The sequence below is a fragment of the Flagellimonas okinawensis genome (assembly GCF_029194005.1).
Classification (GTDB): domain Bacteria; phylum Bacteroidota; class Bacteroidia; order Flavobacteriales; family Flavobacteriaceae; genus Flagellimonas; species Flagellimonas okinawensis.
In genome coordinates this window covers 40850-58716 of record NZ_JARFVA010000003.1, presented here as the reverse complement: position 1 = coordinate 58716, position 17867 = coordinate 40850, and the positions used below count along the sequence as shown (strand labels likewise).

Below are 17867 nucleotides of genomic sequence, written 5' to 3'. Positions count from 1 at the left end.
TTTTTTTTATGACTTTGTTTCTCTTTGTTCGGGCTTTAATAACATGGCGTCCGGATATTTCTTGCGAACCTCCAAATATTTGCGTTCCGCTTCCAATTTGGTTTTGAACTTGCCTAAACGAACACGATAGGTAGGGGATTCAAACTCAATTTTGGAGTACCAGTCGGGAAAATCGATTTCCACTTGGTTCAATAGGTCTTGAGCCTTCTCGTAGTTGCCAAAACCTACCTGGATCTGATAATAACCGCTATTGGCATGCACGTTGGTGTATAGTTTCACCAATTGATTTATTTGTGGGTCCTGCTGGATCGAGACCTGTCCCTCCTGTGCGGAGATCTGTGAGGCCAATCCAATTAAAATTGCCGTGAATACAGTGGTTTTCATGTTGTTCCAGTGTTATAACATTAATACTTATTGCAAATGTAGATTATTATGATCGAACCGCTTCCGCCCTAAGTTATTTAGAATCTTTATAAATTATAAGTTATAAATACCTTAACATTTCAAAAAATGACTGTATGTCTTACTTTTGTTGCCACTCTTGGTAGGGTGAAAAGCTATTGCTCTCAAACTCAATAGAAAGAATCGTACCAAAGATTTCGATAGAAATTTCACGAATATGAAAAAGGTTTTATACCGCCATCTATTTTCTAAAGTTTTAGGTTTAACTCTCCTACTATTCTCCACATCTTTTTATGCACAGGAAGAAACCGAAGCTGCCGCTGATGTAGCTACGGAAGAAACTACTGATGCCACTGGTGGGGATCCGGTCAACGGAAAACAACTTTTCAATCAGAACTGTGCCGCGTGTCACTCCTTGGACAGGAAGATGACAGGTCCTGCATTGGCTAATGTAGAGACTCGATTGGCAGAGGACGAAGGTTTGGATAAGGAGTGGATTTATTCTTGGGTAAAAAACAGTCCGGCAATGATCTCCTCTGGGGACTCTTATGCCAACAAAATTTATGCGGAGTACAACCAGGCCGCTATGACCCCTTTTCCAACATTATCCAATGAGGATATTGATGATATCTTGGCTTATACTGCCGCGCCGCCACCTGCACCAGCTGCCGCTGCTGCTACCGCTGCTGCCGGAGGTGAAGCTACAGGGGCTAGCTCTGGGATTTCCAATGAGATGATTCTTGGTGCCCTTGCGTTGGTCTTCGGTCTTTTGGTGATTATGCTGATCTTGGTGAACAAGACCTTGCGTAGGATTGCCGAGGCCAATGGAGTTGTACTTGAGCAGGAGAAAGAAAAACGTTTGCCTATTTGGAAAGCCTTTGTTCAAAATCAGTTCTTGGTCTTGGTTACGGTGATCTTCTTGTTGTTGGGTAGTGCGTATTTTGCATATGGGTATTTAATGCAAGTAGGTGTTGATCAGGGGTATGCCCCGGTTCAGCCGATTCACTTCTCCCACAAGATACACGCAGGAGACAACAATGTGGATTGTAAGTACTGTCACTCATCTGCAAGGGTGTCCAAAACTTCAGGTATTCCTTCATTGAATGTTTGTATGAACTGTCACAAGTCCATTTATGAGTACACCGGCAATCCGGAAGGACCATCAGCGGAAGATTTGGCTGCAGGTCATACCAATGAGTTCTATACGGGCGAGATCAAAAAATTATATAAAGCAGTAGGTTGGGACGAAGAGAACCAGAGCTACACAGGAGAGACACAGCCTGTGGAGTGGGTCAGGATACATAATTTGCCCGACTTTGCTTACTTTAACCACTCCCAGCACGTTTCCGTTGCAGGTGTAGAGTGCCAAACATGTCACGGTCCTGTAGAGGAGATGGAGATTGTGGAGCAATATTCACCGCTTACTATGGGATGGTGTATCAACTGTCACCGCGAGACCAATGTTAAGGTTGAGGGCAATGAATATTACACGGCTATCCATGAGGAATTGTCCAAGAAATATGGTGTGGAAAAATTGACCGCTGCCATGATGGGTGGTCTAGAATGTGGAAAGTGTCACTATTAAGAATTAAAAGAAGATAATCTCAGATATATCGTATGGCATCAAACAAAAAATATTGGAAAAGTGAAGCGGAGTTGAATCCGAACGATTCCATTGTTGAGGCGCTAAGAAACAACGAGTTTACCGAAGAGATTCCCGTTGATGAATTTTTGGGCGACAAGGAAAACCTGTCCGCCTCGAATACTTCCCGAAGGGATTTCTTGAAATATGTAGGTTTTAGTACTGCTGCTGCTACCGTTGCAGCGTGCGAAGGCCCGGTACATAAATCTATTCCATATGTGGTGCAACCGGACAATATTGTTCCAGGTGTTGCCAACTACTATGCAACTACAATTGCCGATGGTTTTGATTTTGCCAGCATCTTGGTGAAGACCAGGGAGGGTAGGCCGATCAAAATCGAGAACAATACCGATGCAAAAGTAAATGGAGGAGCCAATGCTAGGGTGCAGGCATCCGTTTTAACGCTTTACGATAGCAAAAGAGTGCAGGGGCCAATGGCCAATGGTGAAGCTGTTGAGTGGAAAGTGTTGGATGCAACCGTTAAGGCGAAATTGAACGCCTTGAAAGGTTCCAATAAGCAAGTGGTGCTATTGACGCAAACCTATGCTAGTCCATCGACCACCAAGTTGATTGCTGAGTTTAAAGCTGCTTATGGGGAAAATGTAAACCACGTGGTTTATGATGCCATTTCCGAGGATGCTGCTTTAAATGCATATCAAAAGGCTTATGGTGAACGCGCTTTGGCCGATTACGATTTTGAAAAGGCCGGTCTTATTGTCTCTTTTGGGGCAGATTTTCTTGGAGACTGGCAAGGTGGTGGATACGATACGGGTTATGCCAAGGGTCGTATTCCCAAAAATGGAAAAATGTCCAGACACGTACAGTTGGAGGCCAATATGTCCTTGACCGGTGCGAATGCTGACAAAAGATACCCAATGACTCCTACCCAACAAAAGATTGCCCTTGCCAAATTGTACGGCAAGTTGAATGGCAGTAGTGTTGGTGGGGGCACTTCGGATGTTGACGAGGTGGTAGATAAAGTTGCTGCTGAAATCAAGAAAGCTGGAAGCAAGGCGGTTGTTGTAAGCGGTCTTAATGATGAGAACGCGCAAACAGTTGTTTTGGCCATCAATAAATTGTTGGCAAGCGAGGCCTTTGATCCGGAAAAACCAAAATATGTGCGTCAAGGTGATGCTGCAAAAGTGGGCAAGTTGATTGCTGACATGAATGCAGGGCGTGTTGGTGCATTGATCATGGACGGTGTTAATCCGGCCTATACATTGCCAAATGCACAAGAGTTTATTTCAGGTCTTGAGCAAGTGGATGTGTCGGTTGATTTTGCCTACACCTATGATGAGACGGCTCAGGCGTCCAGTTATGTTGCCGCTGCCTCACATTATTTGGAATCTTGGGGCGACGCAGAATTTAAGAAAGGACAATTTAGTTTGATGCAGCCGGCCATTCGCGAGTTGTTTGATACCAAACAGTTTCAAACTTCGCTTTTGACATGGATGGGCATCGAGAAAACATATTACGAATACATTAAGGAAACTTGGAGTACTGAGGTGCTTCAAGGTGGTTCTTGGAACCAAGCCTTGCAAGATGGGGTTTATGCTGCGCCTGCTGTAATGGTAGATGATGCAGCTGCGCCTGCTCAGGCTGATGCTGAAGAAGGACAGACCGAGATCGTGCCGATTGCTTCTGCGATACGGTCCTTGGTAAACGCTACTAGTCCAGGTACCGAATTGGTGCTGTATTCTAAAGTAGGTATGGGAGATGGTCGTCAGGCCAACAACCCATGGTTGCAAGAGTTTCCTGATCCAATTTCCAGAGTTTCTTGGGATAACTACCTGACCGTTTCCAAAGCGGATGCAGAATCTTGGGGACTTGAAAATGGTATCGAAGCCGATGGAGGTGTAAATGGTAGCTATGTAAAATTGACTGTGGATGGTAAGGTATTGGAAAATGTTCCGGTAATTATCCAGCCAGGTCAGGCAGTAGGTACTGTGGGGCTTTCGTTTGGTTATGGTAAAAAAGCAGGAATACAAGCCGAGATGGCAACAGGGGTAAATGCTTATACGTTATATAGCAATTTCTCCGATGTTCAATCCGTTTCCGTTGAGAAATCAGCTGGGGAGCACGAATTCGCTTGTATTCAATCACATAAAACATTGATGGGTAGAGGGGATATCATCAAGGAAACCACCTTGGAAATCTTCAATACCAAAGACCACTCCGAGTGGAACCCAATGCCGCACGTAACCTTGAATCACAATGAAATACCTGTGACTTCTCCAGATGCGGATCTTTGGGAAGAATTTGATAGAAGTATTGGACATCATTTTAACCTGTCCATTGATTTGAACGCATGTACCGGATGTGGTGCCTGTGTTATAGCTTGTCATGCAGAGAACAACGTACCTGTTGTTGGAAAAGCGGAAATGCGCCGTTCCAGGGATATGCATTGGTTGCGAATCGATAGATACTATTCTTCTGAGGAGACCTTTGAAGAAGATAACGAGAAGAAGGAAAACATGGATGGCCTTTGGGGGGATCAAGGATCTCTTGGTGGATTTAGGGAGATGGAAGACCCATCTGCCAATCCGCAGGTAGCTTTCCAGCCAGTAATGTGTCAGCACTGTAACCATGCTCCTTGTGAAACTGTTTGTCCAGTAGCTGCGACATCACATGGTAGACAAGGACAAAACCATATGGCATACAACCGTTGTGTAGGTACAAGATATTGTGCCAATAACTGTCCGTATAAAGTACGTAGGTTCAACTGGTTCTTGTACAACAACAACGACGAGTTCGACTTTAACATGAACAACGATTTGGGTAAAATGGTAATCAACCCGGATGTAAACGTTCGTTCAAGAGGTGTTATGGAGAAATGCTCTATGTGTATCCAAATGACCCAAAAGACTATTTTGGATGCCAAGAGAGATGGAAGAGTCATCAAGGATGGTGAGTTCCAGACAGCATGTTCTGCAGCATGTAGCAGTGGAGCTATGGTATTTGGTGACATCAACGATCATGATAGTAAGGTGGCAGAGTTGAAAGAAGATGACAGGATGTACCATTTGTTGGAGCACGTAGGAACAAAACCAAACGTGTTCTACCATGTAAAGGTTAGAAACACCAACGAGGCTTAATCAATAAAAAAAGAAGTAACTAGAAGATAAATTATGGCGTCGCATTACGAAGCACCTATTCGAAAGCCCTTAGTGGTCGGAGACAAAGGATACCACGATGTAACAGTGGACATTGCCCGTCCGGTTGAGGGAAAGGCCAATAAACAATGGTGGATTGTATTTTCCATCGCATTAGTGGCATTCCTCTGGGGTCTAGGATGTATCATTTATACCGTTTCCACGGGTATTGGGGTCTGGGGACTTAACCGGACCGTTAACTGGGCCTGGGATATCACCAACTTTGTATGGTGGGTAGGTATTGGTCACGCAGGTACACTTATTTCAGCTGTACTCTTGCTGTTCCGTCAAAAATGGAGAATGGCGATCAACCGTTCTGCAGAGGCGATGACCATTTTCTCGGTTGTTCAGGCAGGTTTGTTCCCGATCATCCACATGGGTCGTCCATGGTTGGGTTACTGGGTACTTCCTATCCCCAACCAATTCGGTTCACTTTGGGTGAACTTTAACTCGCCCTTGCTTTGGGACGTATTTGCGATCTCGACTTACCTTTCAGTATCATTGGTGTTCTGGTGGACAGGTCTTTTGCCTGACTTTGCTATGATCCGTGACAGGGCGGTAAAACCATTCCAAAAGAAAATTTATAGCTTGTTGAGCTTCGGTTGGACAGGTAGGGCAAAAGACTGGCAGCGTTTTGAGGAGGTTTCCTTGGTGTTGGCCGGTTTGGCAACACCACTTGTACTTTCTGTGCACACCATCGTATCGTTTGACTTTGCTACCTCGGTAATTCCAGGATGGCACACCACGATCTTCCCACCGTACTTCGTTGCTGGTGCGATTTTCTCTGGGTTTGCCATGGTGAACACGCTTTTGATCATTATGCGTAAAGTGTGTAACCTTGAAGCTTATATCACCGTACAACATATTGAGTTGATGAACATAGTGATCATGATTACCGGTTCCATCGTAGGATGTGCCTATATCACGGAGTTGTTCATTGCTTGGTACTCGGGAGTTGAATACGAACAATATGCCTTCTTGAACAGGGCTACAGGACCTTACTGGTGGGCTTACTGGTCCATGATGACCTGTAACGTATTCTCGCCACAGTTTATGTGGTTCAAAAAACTACGTACAAGTATTATGTTCTCTTTCTTTATCTCTATCGTAGTGAACATAGGGATGTGGTTCGAGCGTTTTGTGATTATTGTTACCTCATTGCACAGGGATTACTTGCCATCTTCTTGGACCATGTTCTCCCCGACCTTCGTGGATATCGGAATCTTTGTGGGAACTATAGGATTCTTCTTCGTGTTGTTCCTGTTGTACTCAAGAACGTTCCCAGTAATCGCGCAAGCAGAGGTGAAATCAATCTTGAAATCCTCTGGAGAGAAATATAAGAAACTAAGGGACGCCGGAAAGCCATTGTATGAAATGCCCCAAGGTGTGAACAAAGTGGTGAGTTATGATGAGCCTATTACCGACGATGTGTTGATGGGGGAACCCGTGCCAACCGTCGGGGATAAAGTGGGTGTGTCAGAATTACTTGGTTCCATTGGTACATTTGATGCGGCAACCGAGACGGCCGACGACTTGAAAAAGATAAAAGGTGTTGGTCCGGAAATGGAACGTACCTTGAACGAGATAGGCATATTTACCTATGCCCAGGTCGCTAGAATGACAGAAAAAGAATATGATTTGTTGGATTCGATTACCGGAAGGTTCCCAGGACGCGCACAGCGTGATGATTGGGCGGGTCAGGCAAAGTTGTTAAACGATAAAAAGTAATCATGGCATCAAAAGTTATACAAGCACTTTACAACGATGACGATGTGTTGATGCATGCCGTAAAAAAGGTTAGGGCAGAGCACCACCATATTGAGGAAGTGTACACTCCGTTCCCTGTTCACGGTTTGGACAAGGCAATGGGATTGGCAGATACCCGAATAGCTATTACCTCTTTCCTTTATGGATGTTTGGGGTTGACGGTGGCCGTGGTCATGATGAACTTTATCATGATTGAAGATTGGCCACAGGATATTGGTGGAAAGCCAAGTTTCAGTTATTTGGAAAACATGCCGGCTTTTGTGCCGATCATGTTCGAGCTTACGGTTTTCTTTGCCGCTCACTTAATGGTTATCACTTTTTACCTAAGGAGTAGGATGTGGCCGTTCAAAAAAGCTGAAAACCCTGATAAGCGTACTACCGATGACCACTTTTTAATGGAATTGGGAGTGCACGACAATGAGAATGAACTTGCCGATTTGTTGTGGGAAACAGGAGCGGTAGAAGTAAAAGTTACAGAAAAGGAGTCTTAATAATATGAAGCAATTAGGTAAAATAAGTGTTGTTTTGGTACTAGTGCTGTTCGCTGCATCTTGCGCGGATAAGAACAGTCCAAACTACCAATTCATGCCAAACATGTACGAACCTGTGGGATATGAAACCTATCAAGGAGTAGACAATGGGTTGTTCCCCGATGGAACAGAAGCGTTGTTGCCACCAGCTGGTACCATCTCCAGGGGGTATATGCCATATGAGTTTGAAAACACTCCGGAAGGAAAGGAATTGGCCAGATTGAACACCAGTCCTTTGGATTCCTTGAATCAAGAAGAGAACTTGGTTAAAGGAGCTGAACTTTACGCCATTTATTGCGCCGTTTGTCACGGACCAAAAGGTGACGGACAGGGTAACCTTGTAAAAAGGGAAAAAATATTGGGTGTTCCAAGCTACGATGATGCAGCCAGGAATATTACAGTAGGAACCACCTACCACACTATTTATTACGGATTGAACTCCATGGGCTCCTATGCCTCCCAGTTCGCTAATGAAGAAGAGATGTGGCAAGTGTCCGAATATGTGATGAAGTTAAAGGAAGACCTAACAAAATAATAGGATAAGAATAAACTATGTATACCTTTTCAAACAAACTTAGACTAGGATCTTTCATTGCCATGGGGCTTGGATTTATATTCCTTGTAATTGGTTTTATGTCTGCCCCATCAACTGTGGAAGAGGCCAAGGCCATGGTAGCAGTTCATGACGATGGTCATGGTGGAGGGCATGCAGAAGCCGCCGAAAGTCACGGAGAAGAACAAGGTCATGGAGCAGAGGCCGCTCATGGTGAGGAACACGATACTTCCCACGACGAGCATTTATTGAGCCAGTTGCAGAACAGGCCATGGTCCGCACTTTACGTAGCTGCATTCTTTTTCTTTATGATAGCATTGGGCGTTTTGGCATTTTATGCCATTCAACGTGCCGCACAGGCAGGGTGGTCCCCTTTGCTCTTTAGGGTTATGGAAGGAATTACGGCTTACTTGGTTCCTGGTGGAATCATAGTATTCGTTATATTATTGCTGTCCGTACTGCACATGAACCATATGTTCGTATGGATGGATCCCGAAGTAGTCGCTCATGATGAATTGCTTCAAGGAAAAGCTGGCTATTTGAATCCTACCTTCTTTTTGATCAGGGCCGCTATTTTCTTGGGTGGATGGATTTTCTACCGTCAGTATTCAAGAAAACTTTCATTGGCACAGGATGAGTCCGATGATGACAGCAATTTTATTAAAAACTTTAGATGGTCTGCCGGTTTCTTGGTATTCTATCTTGTAACGGAATCCATGATGTCTTGGGACTGGATCATGAGTGTTGATCCACACTGGTTCAGTACATTGTTCGGATGGTATGTTTTTGCCAGTATGTTCGTTTCGGGAATCACTGTAATTGCCATGGTGACTGTTTACCTGAAATCAAAAGGTTATCTAGAGCAAGTGAACAATAGCCACATCCACGATTTGGCCAAGTTCATGTTCGGTATCAGTATATTCTGGACATATCTTTGGTTTGCACAGTTCATGTTGATCTGGTATGCGGATATACCGGAAGAGGTTACATATTACGTTGCAAGGTTCCAGGATTACAAACTACCGTTCTTCGGTATGTTGGTAATGAACTTTGTGTTCCCGTTATTGGTACTCATGAACAGTGATTACAAGAGAATCAACTGGTTTGTGATCATGACCGGTATCGTGGTGCTGTTTGGCCACTATTTGGATATATTTAATATGATAATGCCTGCAACGGTCGGAGACCAATGGTTCATTGGATTGCCGGAGATTGGTGGTATTTTGTTCTTCGGTGGATTGTTCGTGTTCTGGGTCTTTACGGCTTTGACCAAAGCGCCCTTACAGCCCAAGCGAAACCCATTTATTGAGGAGAGTAGACATTTTCATTATTAAACAATACGATTTAAGTCTTAGATAGATAAACGATGACTGCATTATTAACATTAACTGTTTTAGTATTAGTTGCGATTGCCATTTGGCAGATGACCAAGATTTTTGAACTCTCGCAGACTAAAACAGAGAACGCTGAAATTGCGAACGATTCCGACAATAAGAACAATGGTTACCTTTTGTTCGCCTTTTTGATTTTTATTTATGGAATCACCATATTCAGTTTTGCAAAGTATTCCAAAATGCTTTTGCCAGAAGCCGCATCCGCACACGGTGGAGACTATGATCAGTTGATGTGGGTTTCTTTTGGTATCATTTTCTTTGTACAGACCATAACCCAGGCACTTTTGCATTATTTCGCTTACAAGTACAGGGGACAAAAGGGGAGAAAGGCACTTTTCTTTGCCGATAACGATAAATTGGAGTTTATCTGGACCATTATCCCGGTAATCGTGTTGGCAGGTTTGATCCTTTGGGGATTGTACACCTGGACCAATATTATGGATATCAACGAAGATGACGACCCATTGGTTGTAGAACTTTATGCACAACAGTTTAACTGGACCGCCAGATATGCTGGAGATGATAACGTTCTTGGAGATGCCAATGTAAGGTTGATCGATATCAACAATGCCAATGTTCTTGGTCTGGATGAGTCGGACCCCAATGCAGAGGATGATATCATCGTAAAGGAACTTCACTTGCCGGTGGGTAGAAAAGTAAACTTTAAGATGCGCTCACAGGATGTGCTCCACTCCGCTTACATGCCACACTTTAGAGCACAGATGAACTGTGTTCCCGGTATGATTACCCAGTTCTCGTTCACACCGACCGTAACTACGGAAGAAATGCGTTTAAATCCTGATATTGTAGATAAGGTTAAAAGAACAAATGCACTTAGGGCAGAATGGGCCGCTGAAGGCAAGCCCAATACTGATCCATGGGAGTTCGATTATGTTTTGTTGTGTAACAAGATATGTGGTAAGTCCCACTACAACATGCAGATGAAGATTATCGTAGAGACCGAAGAGGAATACAATAAATGGTTGGCGGAACAAAAGACCTTCAAGGAAACTGTGATGGTCGACGAAACCACCGATCAAGCCTTCAACGCTGAGGATGGTGTTGATGTTGAGTTGAGCGAAACAACTTCGGTAGAATAACAAACTTTTAAAAGATTAACGAAAAAATTAATTGGAATATGTCTGAAGTAGCCCATGTAAGTCACGATGATCACCATGATGATCATGGACATCACCATAAGGAAACTTTCGTAACAAAATATATTTTCAGCCAAGACCATAAAATGATATCCAAGCAATATCTGATCACTGGTCTTATTATGGGATTCATTGGTATTGCCATGTCATTGTTGTTCAGGATGCAATTGGCCTGGCCGGGAGAATCTTTCGGGATTTTCGAAGCCGTATTGGGCAAATGGGCGCCTGATGGTGTTATGGATGCAGATATTTATTTGGCATTGGTAACCATTCACGGTACATTGATGGTATTCTTTGTACTTACGCAGGGCTTGAGTGGTACGTTCAGTAACCTTTTGATTCCATTGCAGATTGGTGCCAGGGATATGGCATCTGGCTTCATGAACATGCTTTCTTATTGGATGTTCTTTGTTTCTTCTGTAATCATGATTATTTCTTTGTTCGTTGAGGCAGGACCTGCAGCAGCTGGTTGGACGATTTATCCACCGTTGAGTGCATTGCCAATGGCGCAACCCGGCTCAGGGATGGGTATGACACTTTGGTTGGTATCCATGGCCATATTCATTGCATCTTCTTTGTTGGGGTCATTGAATTATATCGTGACAGTGATTAACCTTAGAACAAAGGGTATGTCCATGACCCGTCTTCCATTGACAGTTTGGGCATTCTTTGTAACGGCCATTATTGGTGTAGTTTCTTTCCCGGTTTTATTATCCGCAGCTTTGTTGTTGATTATGGATAGAAGCTTTGGAACATCGTTCTTCCTTTCGGATATCTTTATCCAAGGTGAAGTACTACACTATCAAGGTGGTTCGCCCGTATTGTACGAACACCTATTCTGGTTCTTGGGCCACCCTGAGGTATATATCGTATTGTTACCTGCTTTGGGTATCACATCCGAGGTAATGTCAACAAACGCCAGAAAACCTATTTTTGGTTATAGGGCAATGGTCGCTTCAATCTTGGCGATTGCATTCCTATCAACCATTGTTTGGGGTCACCACATGTTCGTTTCAGGTATGAACCCATTCTTGGGGTCTGTATTTACTTTTACAACCCTATTGATCGCGATTCCATCAGCGGTAAAAGCATTTAACTATATTACCACACTTTGGAAAGGTAACTTGCAGCTTAACCCTGCAATGTTGTTCTCCATTGGTTTGGTGTCAACCTTTATCACTGGAGGTCTTACCGGTATCATTTTGGGTGATAGTACATTGGATATTAACGTTCACGATACCTACTTCGTTGTAGCTCACTTCCACTTGGTAATGGGTATATCTGCCTTGTACGGTATGTTTGCAGGTATCTATCACTGGTTCCCAAAAATGTTCCAAGGTCGTATGATGAACAAGAATTTGGGTTATGTACACTTTTGGATCACTGCAGTATGTGCTTATGGAGTGTTCTTCCCAATGCACTTTGTGGGAATGGCAGGGGTGCCACGTCGATATTACGAGAACACAGCATTCCCAATGTTCGATGAATTGACCAATGTACAGGTATTGATGACCGTATTTGCTATCATCGCTGGTTTGGCCCAGTTGATATTCGTTTACAACTTTATCTCAAGTATTTTCTACGGTAAAAAGGGACCTGTTAACCCATGGGGCTCGAACACATTGGAGTGGACAACTCCTCAAGAGCATATCCACGGAAACTGGCCGGGAGAAATCCCACATGTTTATCGTTGGGCATACGATTACAGTAAAACTTATGAAAATGGTGAGTACATAATAGCAGGACAGGATTTTGTTCCGCAAAACGTTCCGCTTCAAGAGAACGAAGAAGAACTCAACCATTAGGAATTTATTTATATTAGTGAAAGAGCCCGTCCTATATTTGGAGGGGCTTTTTTTGTTGGAATGGATTTTGAAGTGAATTGTATATCTTTAATAAAGAGATTCCCCATCAAAAGAGAACTATCATGAAAAAGTTGTTTATCCTATTGTTTGCAGTGGCACCCATTGTTGTCTTTGCTCAACGTAAACCAAAGATCAAGGGGAGTAGAATAGTCACCCAGGTCAGTGAGGAACTTCCTCCGTTTAATGCCGTTGTATTGAACGACGACCTAGAAATCAACTTAAAAAAAGGCCTTGGTCCGGGTTTTTATATTTCAGCGGACGATAATCTTGTGGATATCTTGAAATTCGAAGTAGTGGATGAAACTTTGATAATAAGCTCATACTATACGATAACAGCCAAAAAGGAATTGGAGATAACCGTAAATTATACTGGGCTAAAGGGCTTGACCGTTAAAAACGGAACCATCGTTTCCCAGGATGTGATAGACACCGACGAATTGTTCATAGATGCATTCAACAATACCAGATTGGATATTAAGGCAAATGCATCGGTAATGGATATAAATTTGGAAGATACCAGTAATGCGGATTTTCATGTGGAGGCCGATTCGTTGAACATACATATGAACAAGAGAGCACAGTCCTATGTATATGCCCAGACCAATTCAGGACTTTTAGACCTGGAAGGACATTCTTCCTTAACCATGGAAGGAACATCGGACCAAATGCAGGCCAATTTTATGGGCGATTCCAAGTACAAGGGAGAAACTATGGAAATCGGTGCTCTTCAGTTGCAAATTTCAGGGCAGGCCAATGCAAGGGTATACGCCTTTAGGGAGGTAACAATTGGCGCTGTGGACAATTCCAGTATCTATTTATATGGTCAGCCAAAAATTACAGTAGATCAGTTTACGGGTACCGTACAACTTATTAAAAAGGAATGATTTTGTTCTTGATAACCGTGCCGTATAGCCGCCCTTTTTCAATTATATTTGCTTAACCATGAACGAGAACTTAGACCCAACATCGGAAAATTTTTCTCCCGAGGAGCTCGATATCGAGAGAGCCTTACGTCCCGTCAGTTTTGATGATTTTACCGGACAGGCCCAGGTATTGGAAAATCTAAAGGTTTTTGTCCAAGCTGCAAATCTTAGGGGAGAAGCGTTAGATCATACGCTTTTTCATGGACCTCCAGGCCTCGGTAAGACCACTTTGGCACATATTCTTGCCAATGAACTTGGTGTGAATATCAAGGTTACCTCTGGGCCTGTTTTGGATAAGCCTGGTGATTTGGCAGGACTATTGACCAATTTGGAGGAACGCGATGTCTTGTTCATCGATGAGATTCATAGGCTAAGTCCCATTGTAGAGGAATACCTTTATTCCGCAATGGAAGATTATAAGATCGATATTATGATAGAAACGGGCCCAAACGCCCGTAGCGTTCAGATAAACCTAAGTCCGTTCACGCTGGTGGGAGCTACAACAAGATCTGGTCTGCTGACGGCCCCCATGCGGGCCAGGTTCGGAATACAAAGCAGACTGGAGTATTACAATACCGAGCTTTTGTCCACTATTGTGGAACGTAGTGCAGAAATATTAAATGTTCCTATTACCAATGAAGCAGCCATCGAGATTGCCGGACGTAGTAGGGGAACACCTAGGATTTGCAACGCCCTTTTGCGCAGGGTCCGGGATTTTGCACAGATCAAAGGGAACGGGAATATCGATATTGAAATTTCACAATTTGGCTTAAAGGCACTAAATGTGGATGCCCATGGATTGGACGAAATGGACAATAAGATTTTGAGCACCATCATCGACAAGTTCAAGGGAGGTCCCGTAGGTATAACCACCCTGGCCACAGCAGTTTCCGAAAGTGCGGAGACCCTCGAAGAAGTGTACGAACCCTTTTTGATACAGCAAGGTTTTATAATGCGTACCCCGCGCGGAAGAGAAGTTACCGAGTTGGCTTACAAGCATTTGGGAAGGGTAAAGGGCGGCACTCAAGGCGGTTTGTTTTAAGCGTACCTTTTCTAGCTTCCTTCTAAATCAAGGTCAATATTTAAATACTTTTTGTATCTTAATATATTGCTTTGGTTTTCAATATGGTATAGATTACCCGATCTAAGGGATTCTCCTACTTTTTAATTAAAAGTTACCTCGTTGCACAGCCATTGCTTTAAAAATCTTGCCCAGAGTGAGGTTTTGGTTAAAACGTATATATGGAGCAAATGGGTGAACCGCCTAAATATTCGCAAGTATCCCAATCTGGTGAGGTGCCAAATCTGTCAAGACAGATTCGAAAATTGGCATTGCGCATAGGTACGTACTCATTTCTCATTATTGCTATCTCCTTTGCCATTTTAATGTTCCGTTTTGGTTTCGGTGTTACCAACGAAACACTTTCGGAGCTCCCTGACGATGTGTATTATATGGATTATAATGTGGCCAATTTGTCGCAAGGGCCTAAATCCGAAGAAGTAAAATTGGGCTTCGAAATATTCAGGAACACTCCATTGCACATCGGTCCTAAGCAATCAGATTCATCAAAAATATATGCGGGCAATAATCTTGCCTGTGCTAGTTGCCATATCAATGGAGGAACCAAACCTTATGCCGCCCCGCTAATCGGAGTAGTTAAAAGGTTCCCTCAATATAGAGGTCGTGAAAACAAGATCGGTACCATTGAAGAACGGATCAATGGTTGTATGGAAAGAAGTATGAACGGCAGGGTATTACCGGAATCCAGTCCCGAAATGAAAGCCTTGATCGCCTATATGGACTGGTTGGGCCGTGCGGCTCCATCCAACGGAAAAATTGAAGGTCAAGGATTTTTGACCGTAGAGCTTCCTGATAGGGCCGTGGACCTGGTTCATGGGGAGCAGGTTTTTACAAAGCATTGTGTGGTGTGTCACGGAGCGGATGGCAGCGGACAACTTTTAAGCCAAACAGATCTTTATTTATATCCCCCATTATGGGGAAACGATTCTTATAATAATGGTGCAGGTATGACACGAGTGATTACTGCTGCCCAATTTATAAAAGGGAATATGCCTTACGGCACTACATATAATAACCCTATTCTTACCGACGAAGAAGCCTACGATGTCGCTGGCTACATCAATCAAAAGGCAAGACCGGTCAAATCCAACAGGGAGGTGGATTTTCCCGATCTGGTAAAAAAGCCAGTTTCTACTCCTTATGGTCCCTATGTGGATCCTTTCTCACCCGAACAGCACCAGTTAGGCCCGTTCCAGCCTATCATGGATTACTACCTTAAGGAACATCAACTTCGTAAAACCAAGTAAACACAAGCAACAATGAAAACTACACAAACAACATCGCGACGAAATTTTATGGGAGCGATGATGCTGGGTGCCACTGCGTCCACATTATCGGCTTTTACCCATCCAGTATGGGCAGATATGACAACTTTTGACCATTTGGAGATGAATGATGCAGAGGCATGGATGAAAACCATTAAGGGAAAACACAGAGTGGTCTACGATGGTTCCTACCCACACCACGGGTTTCCTATAATTTGGAATTGGGCATACTATCTTTCCAACAATGAAATGGGAGCCTCGGATGAAGAGGTAACGGCCATGACGGTTTTAAGGCACGATGCCATACCTTTTGCATTGCATACAGACCTCTGGAAAAAATATCCATTGGGAGAAATGTTCCATGTAAAAAAAACAGATGGAACCCCGTATGACAGAAACCCCTACTACGAACCGCAAGCGGGAGATTTTCCCTTGCCGGTGATACAGGGTATCAAGGAAATGATGGGGCGCGGGGCAATGTTCTGCGTATGTAACCTAGCCTTGCAGGTATATAGTGGCGCAGCGGCCCAGCAGGCTGGGACCGACGCCAACGCCGTATATCAGGAGTGGAAGGAAGGTGTATTGCCGGGCATCCAGGTTGTCCCCTCTGGGGTATGGGCCCTTGGAAGGGCACAGGAAGAAGGCTGCGGATACATATTTGCAGGAAATACCATTTGAGCATGAAGAATCTAATTTTCTGTTTTTTATTAATGGTGTCAGCAATAGCACTGGCACAGCATGAACCCATCAAAGTAGTGTTTGATGTAACCAGTAGCGATACTGATGTACACAAAACGGCTGCTAAGCATCTGATACTAATGGCTGAGGCATATCCCGATTCAAGTTTTGAAATGGTCATTTACAGTGGCGCAATTCAGATGGTGGATAAAAAGTTATCTGCCGCCAGCAAAAACTTGGAAGCCGCCCTTCAAAAAAAGAATGTGGAGGTGGTGGTCTGTGAACAGACCATGAAACGGCATAAAATGGATGCCACCGATTTAATTCCGGGTATAGGGTCCGTGCCAGATGGTATCATGGAGATAGTCCTAAAGCAAAAAGCTGGTTGGGGCTATATCAAGGAAGCCAAATAAAACAGTTTTCGGTTTAGTATTTTATATCGATTAACTTTATGGCATGAATTTTAAAGAAAGGACACATTTGATAAAGACCGAGGCCAAACGCCTCGGTTTTTTGTCGTGTGGTATTTCCAAGGCCGAGTTCTTAGAGGAAGAGGCGCCCCGATTGGAAAATTGGCTTGAACGAAATATGAACGGGGAGATGGGGTATATGGAGAACCATTTTGACAAGCGTTTGGACCCGACCAAATTGGTAGAGGGCTCCAAATCGGTGATTTCCGTTTTGTTGAATTATTTTCCTGAAGAGGAACAAAACCCCGACTCCTTTAAAATCTCCAAATATGCCTACGGTACCGATTATCACTTTGTGATAAAGGATAAGTTGAAGAGCCTACTCCATTTTATTCAGGATAAGATCGGGGATGTCCATGGTAGGGCCTTTGTGGATTCCGCTCCAGTATTGGATAAGGCTTGGGCCGCCAAAAGTGGCTTGGGCTGGATCGGTAAAAACAGTAATCTCTTGACCCAGCAAGTGGGCTCCTTTTATTTTGTGGCAGAGCTCATTGTGGACCTTGAACTGGAATATGATACTCCCGTTACCGATCACTGTGGAACATGTACCGCTTGCATAGATGCTTGTCCAACAGAGGCAATTGTACAGCCATATGTCGTAGATGGAAGTAGATGTATATCGTATCTCACTATAGAATTAAAAGATCAAATCCCTTCCGAGTTTCAAGGGAAATTGGATGGTTGGATGTTTGGATGCGATGTTTGTCAGGATGTATGCCCTTGGAACCGTTTTTCAAAACCACATCGTGAGCCATTATTCGATCCACACCCAGACCTATTGGCGTTCACCAAGAAGGATTGGCAAGAGATTACAGAAGATGTCTTCAAAAAAGTCTTCAAAAAGTCCGCGGTTAAACGTACCAAACTTTCTGGTTTAAAGCGAAACATTGATTTTCTGGGTAAATAATGTATCTCAGAAAGGTTCAAAATTATCCAAATGTAGACTCCAAAAGGAAAAAACACTATATTGGACTGTATTCTTGAAAGA

General features: G+C 43.6%; 15 protein-coding genes. 14 read left to right on the top strand and 1 reads right to left on the bottom strand.

Annotation, left to right across the window (positions count from 1 at the left end):
• Positions 1-6: 6 nt before the first annotated feature.
• Positions 7-384 carry an SPOR domain-containing protein gene (locus PY091_RS09815; protein WP_275649492.1) on the bottom strand — a complete coding sequence of 126 codons (378 nt, stop codon included), beginning with the start codon at positions 382-384 and terminating at the stop codon, positions 7-9.
• Positions 385-619: 235 nt separating this feature from the next.
• On the opposite strand from PY091_RS09815, the gene PY091_RS09810 reads away from it, so the two are divergent.
• The 14 genes from PY091_RS09810 to queG all read left to right on the top strand — a co-directional run bounded on the left by PY091_RS09810 (position 620) and on the right by queG (position 17786).
• On the top strand, positions 620-1987 hold the full coding sequence (locus PY091_RS09810) for a cytochrome c3 family protein (RefSeq protein WP_275649491.1): 1368 nt from the start codon (positions 620-622) through the stop codon (positions 1985-1987).
• Positions 1988-2019: 32 nt separating this feature from the next.
• Positions 2020-5139, top strand: a complete 3120-nt coding sequence (locus tag PY091_RS09805) for a TAT-variant-translocated molybdopterin oxidoreductase (RefSeq protein WP_275649490.1) — start codon at positions 2020-2022, stop codon at positions 5137-5139.
• A 33-nt stretch (positions 5140-5172) separates the two neighbouring features.
• Positions 5173-6924 carry an NrfD/PsrC family molybdoenzyme membrane anchor subunit gene (gene nrfD / locus PY091_RS09800; RefSeq protein WP_275649489.1) on the top strand — a complete coding sequence of 584 codons (1752 nt, stop codon included), beginning with the start codon at positions 5173-5175 and terminating at the stop codon, positions 6922-6924.
• 2 nt (positions 6925-6926) lie between these two features.
• On the top strand, positions 6927-7454 hold the full coding sequence (locus PY091_RS09795) for a DUF3341 domain-containing protein (RefSeq protein WP_275649488.1): 528 nt from the start codon (positions 6927-6929) through the stop codon (positions 7452-7454).
• A 4-nt stretch (positions 7455-7458) separates the two neighbouring features.
• A complete protein-coding gene (locus PY091_RS09790) occupies positions 7459-8028 on the top strand; it encodes a c-type cytochrome (RefSeq protein WP_275649487.1) in 570 nt (189 codons plus the stop codon).
• Between the two features lie 17 nt (positions 8029-8045).
• Positions 8046-9380: a quinol:cytochrome C oxidoreductase gene (locus PY091_RS09785; protein WP_275649486.1), complete on the top strand. Its 1335-nt coding sequence runs from the start codon at positions 8046-8048 to the stop codon at positions 9378-9380.
• Between the two features lie 32 nt (positions 9381-9412).
• Positions 9413-10540: a cytochrome c oxidase subunit II gene (locus PY091_RS09780; protein WP_275649485.1), complete on the top strand. Its 1128-nt coding sequence runs from the start codon at positions 9413-9415 to the stop codon at positions 10538-10540.
• Positions 10541-10578: 38 nt separating this feature from the next.
• The gene (locus PY091_RS09775) at positions 10579-12402 is read left to right on the top strand and encodes a cytochrome c oxidase subunit I (RefSeq protein ID WP_275649484.1); all 1824 of its coding nucleotides are present in this window, start codon (positions 10579-10581) and stop codon (positions 12400-12402) included.
• A gap of 122 nt (positions 12403-12524) precedes the next feature.
• Positions 12525-13346 carry a GIN domain-containing protein gene (locus tag PY091_RS09770; protein ID WP_275649483.1) on the top strand — a complete coding sequence of 274 codons (822 nt, stop codon included), beginning with the start codon at positions 12525-12527 and terminating at the stop codon, positions 13344-13346.
• Between the two features lie 58 nt (positions 13347-13404).
• A complete protein-coding gene (gene ruvB / locus PY091_RS09765) occupies positions 13405-14427 on the top strand; it encodes a Holliday junction branch migration DNA helicase RuvB (protein ID WP_275649482.1) in 1023 nt (340 codons plus the stop codon).
• Between the two features lie 200 nt (positions 14428-14627).
• Positions 14628-15713, top strand: a complete 1086-nt coding sequence (locus tag PY091_RS09760) for a c-type cytochrome (RefSeq protein WP_275649481.1) — start codon at positions 14628-14630, stop codon at positions 15711-15713.
• 12 nt (positions 15714-15725) lie between these two features.
• Complete coding sequence (locus PY091_RS09755; RefSeq protein ID WP_275649480.1) at positions 15726-16409, top strand: Tat (twin-arginine translocation) pathway signal sequence containing protein; 684 nt, start codon at positions 15726-15728, stop codon at positions 16407-16409.
• Positions 16410-16411: 2 nt separating this feature from the next.
• Complete coding sequence (locus PY091_RS09750; RefSeq protein WP_275649479.1) at positions 16412-16822, top strand: DsrE family protein; 411 nt, start codon at positions 16412-16414, stop codon at positions 16820-16822.
• 43 nt (positions 16823-16865) lie between these two features.
• Entirely contained in the window at positions 16866-17786 is a 921-nt protein-coding gene (gene queG, locus PY091_RS09745) for a tRNA epoxyqueuosine(34) reductase QueG (protein ID WP_275649478.1), read from the top strand.
• The last annotated feature ends 81 nt before the right edge of the window (positions 17787-17867 follow it).

Excerpts from the sequence above, each read along its gene's own strand:
- PY091_RS09815 (WP_275649492.1), bottom strand. The coding sequence starts at position 384 with ATGAAAACCACTGTATTCACGGCAATTTTAATTGGATTGGCCTCACAG.
- PY091_RS09795 (WP_275649488.1), top strand. The coding sequence starts at position 6,927 with ATGGCATCAAAAGTTATACAAGCACTTTACAACGATGACGATGTGTTG.
- ruvB (WP_275649482.1), top strand. The coding sequence starts at position 13,405 with ATGAACGAGAACTTAGACCCAACATCGGAAAATTTTTCTCCCGAGGAG.
- PY091_RS09810 (WP_275649491.1), top strand. The coding sequence starts at position 620 with ATGAAAAAGGTTTTATACCGCCATCTATTTTCTAAAGTTTTAGGTTTA.
- PY091_RS09775 (WP_275649484.1), top strand. The coding sequence starts at position 10,579 with ATGTCTGAAGTAGCCCATGTAAGTCACGATGATCACCATGATGATCAT.
- PY091_RS09770 (WP_275649483.1), top strand. The coding sequence starts at position 12,525 with ATGAAAAAGTTGTTTATCCTATTGTTTGCAGTGGCACCCATTGTTGTC.
- PY091_RS09755 (WP_275649480.1), top strand. The coding sequence starts at position 15,726 with ATGAAAACTACACAAACAACATCGCGACGAAATTTTATGGGAGCGATG.
- queG (WP_275649478.1), top strand. The coding sequence starts at position 16,866 with ATGAATTTTAAAGAAAGGACACATTTGATAAAGACCGAGGCCAAACGC.
- PY091_RS09750 (WP_275649479.1), top strand. The coding sequence starts at position 16,412 with ATGAAGAATCTAATTTTCTGTTTTTTATTAATGGTGTCAGCAATAGCA.
- nrfD (WP_275649489.1), top strand. The coding sequence starts at position 5,173 with ATGGCGTCGCATTACGAAGCACCTATTCGAAAGCCCTTAGTGGTCGGA.
- PY091_RS09760 (WP_275649481.1), top strand. The coding sequence starts at position 14,628 with ATGGAGCAAATGGGTGAACCGCCTAAATATTCGCAAGTATCCCAATCT.
- PY091_RS09805 (WP_275649490.1), top strand. The coding sequence starts at position 2,020 with ATGGCATCAAACAAAAAATATTGGAAAAGTGAAGCGGAGTTGAATCCG.
- PY091_RS09790 (WP_275649487.1), top strand. The coding sequence starts at position 7,459 with ATGAAGCAATTAGGTAAAATAAGTGTTGTTTTGGTACTAGTGCTGTTC.
- PY091_RS09785 (WP_275649486.1), top strand. The coding sequence starts at position 8,046 with ATGTATACCTTTTCAAACAAACTTAGACTAGGATCTTTCATTGCCATG.
- PY091_RS09780 (WP_275649485.1), top strand. The coding sequence starts at position 9,413 with ATGACTGCATTATTAACATTAACTGTTTTAGTATTAGTTGCGATTGCC.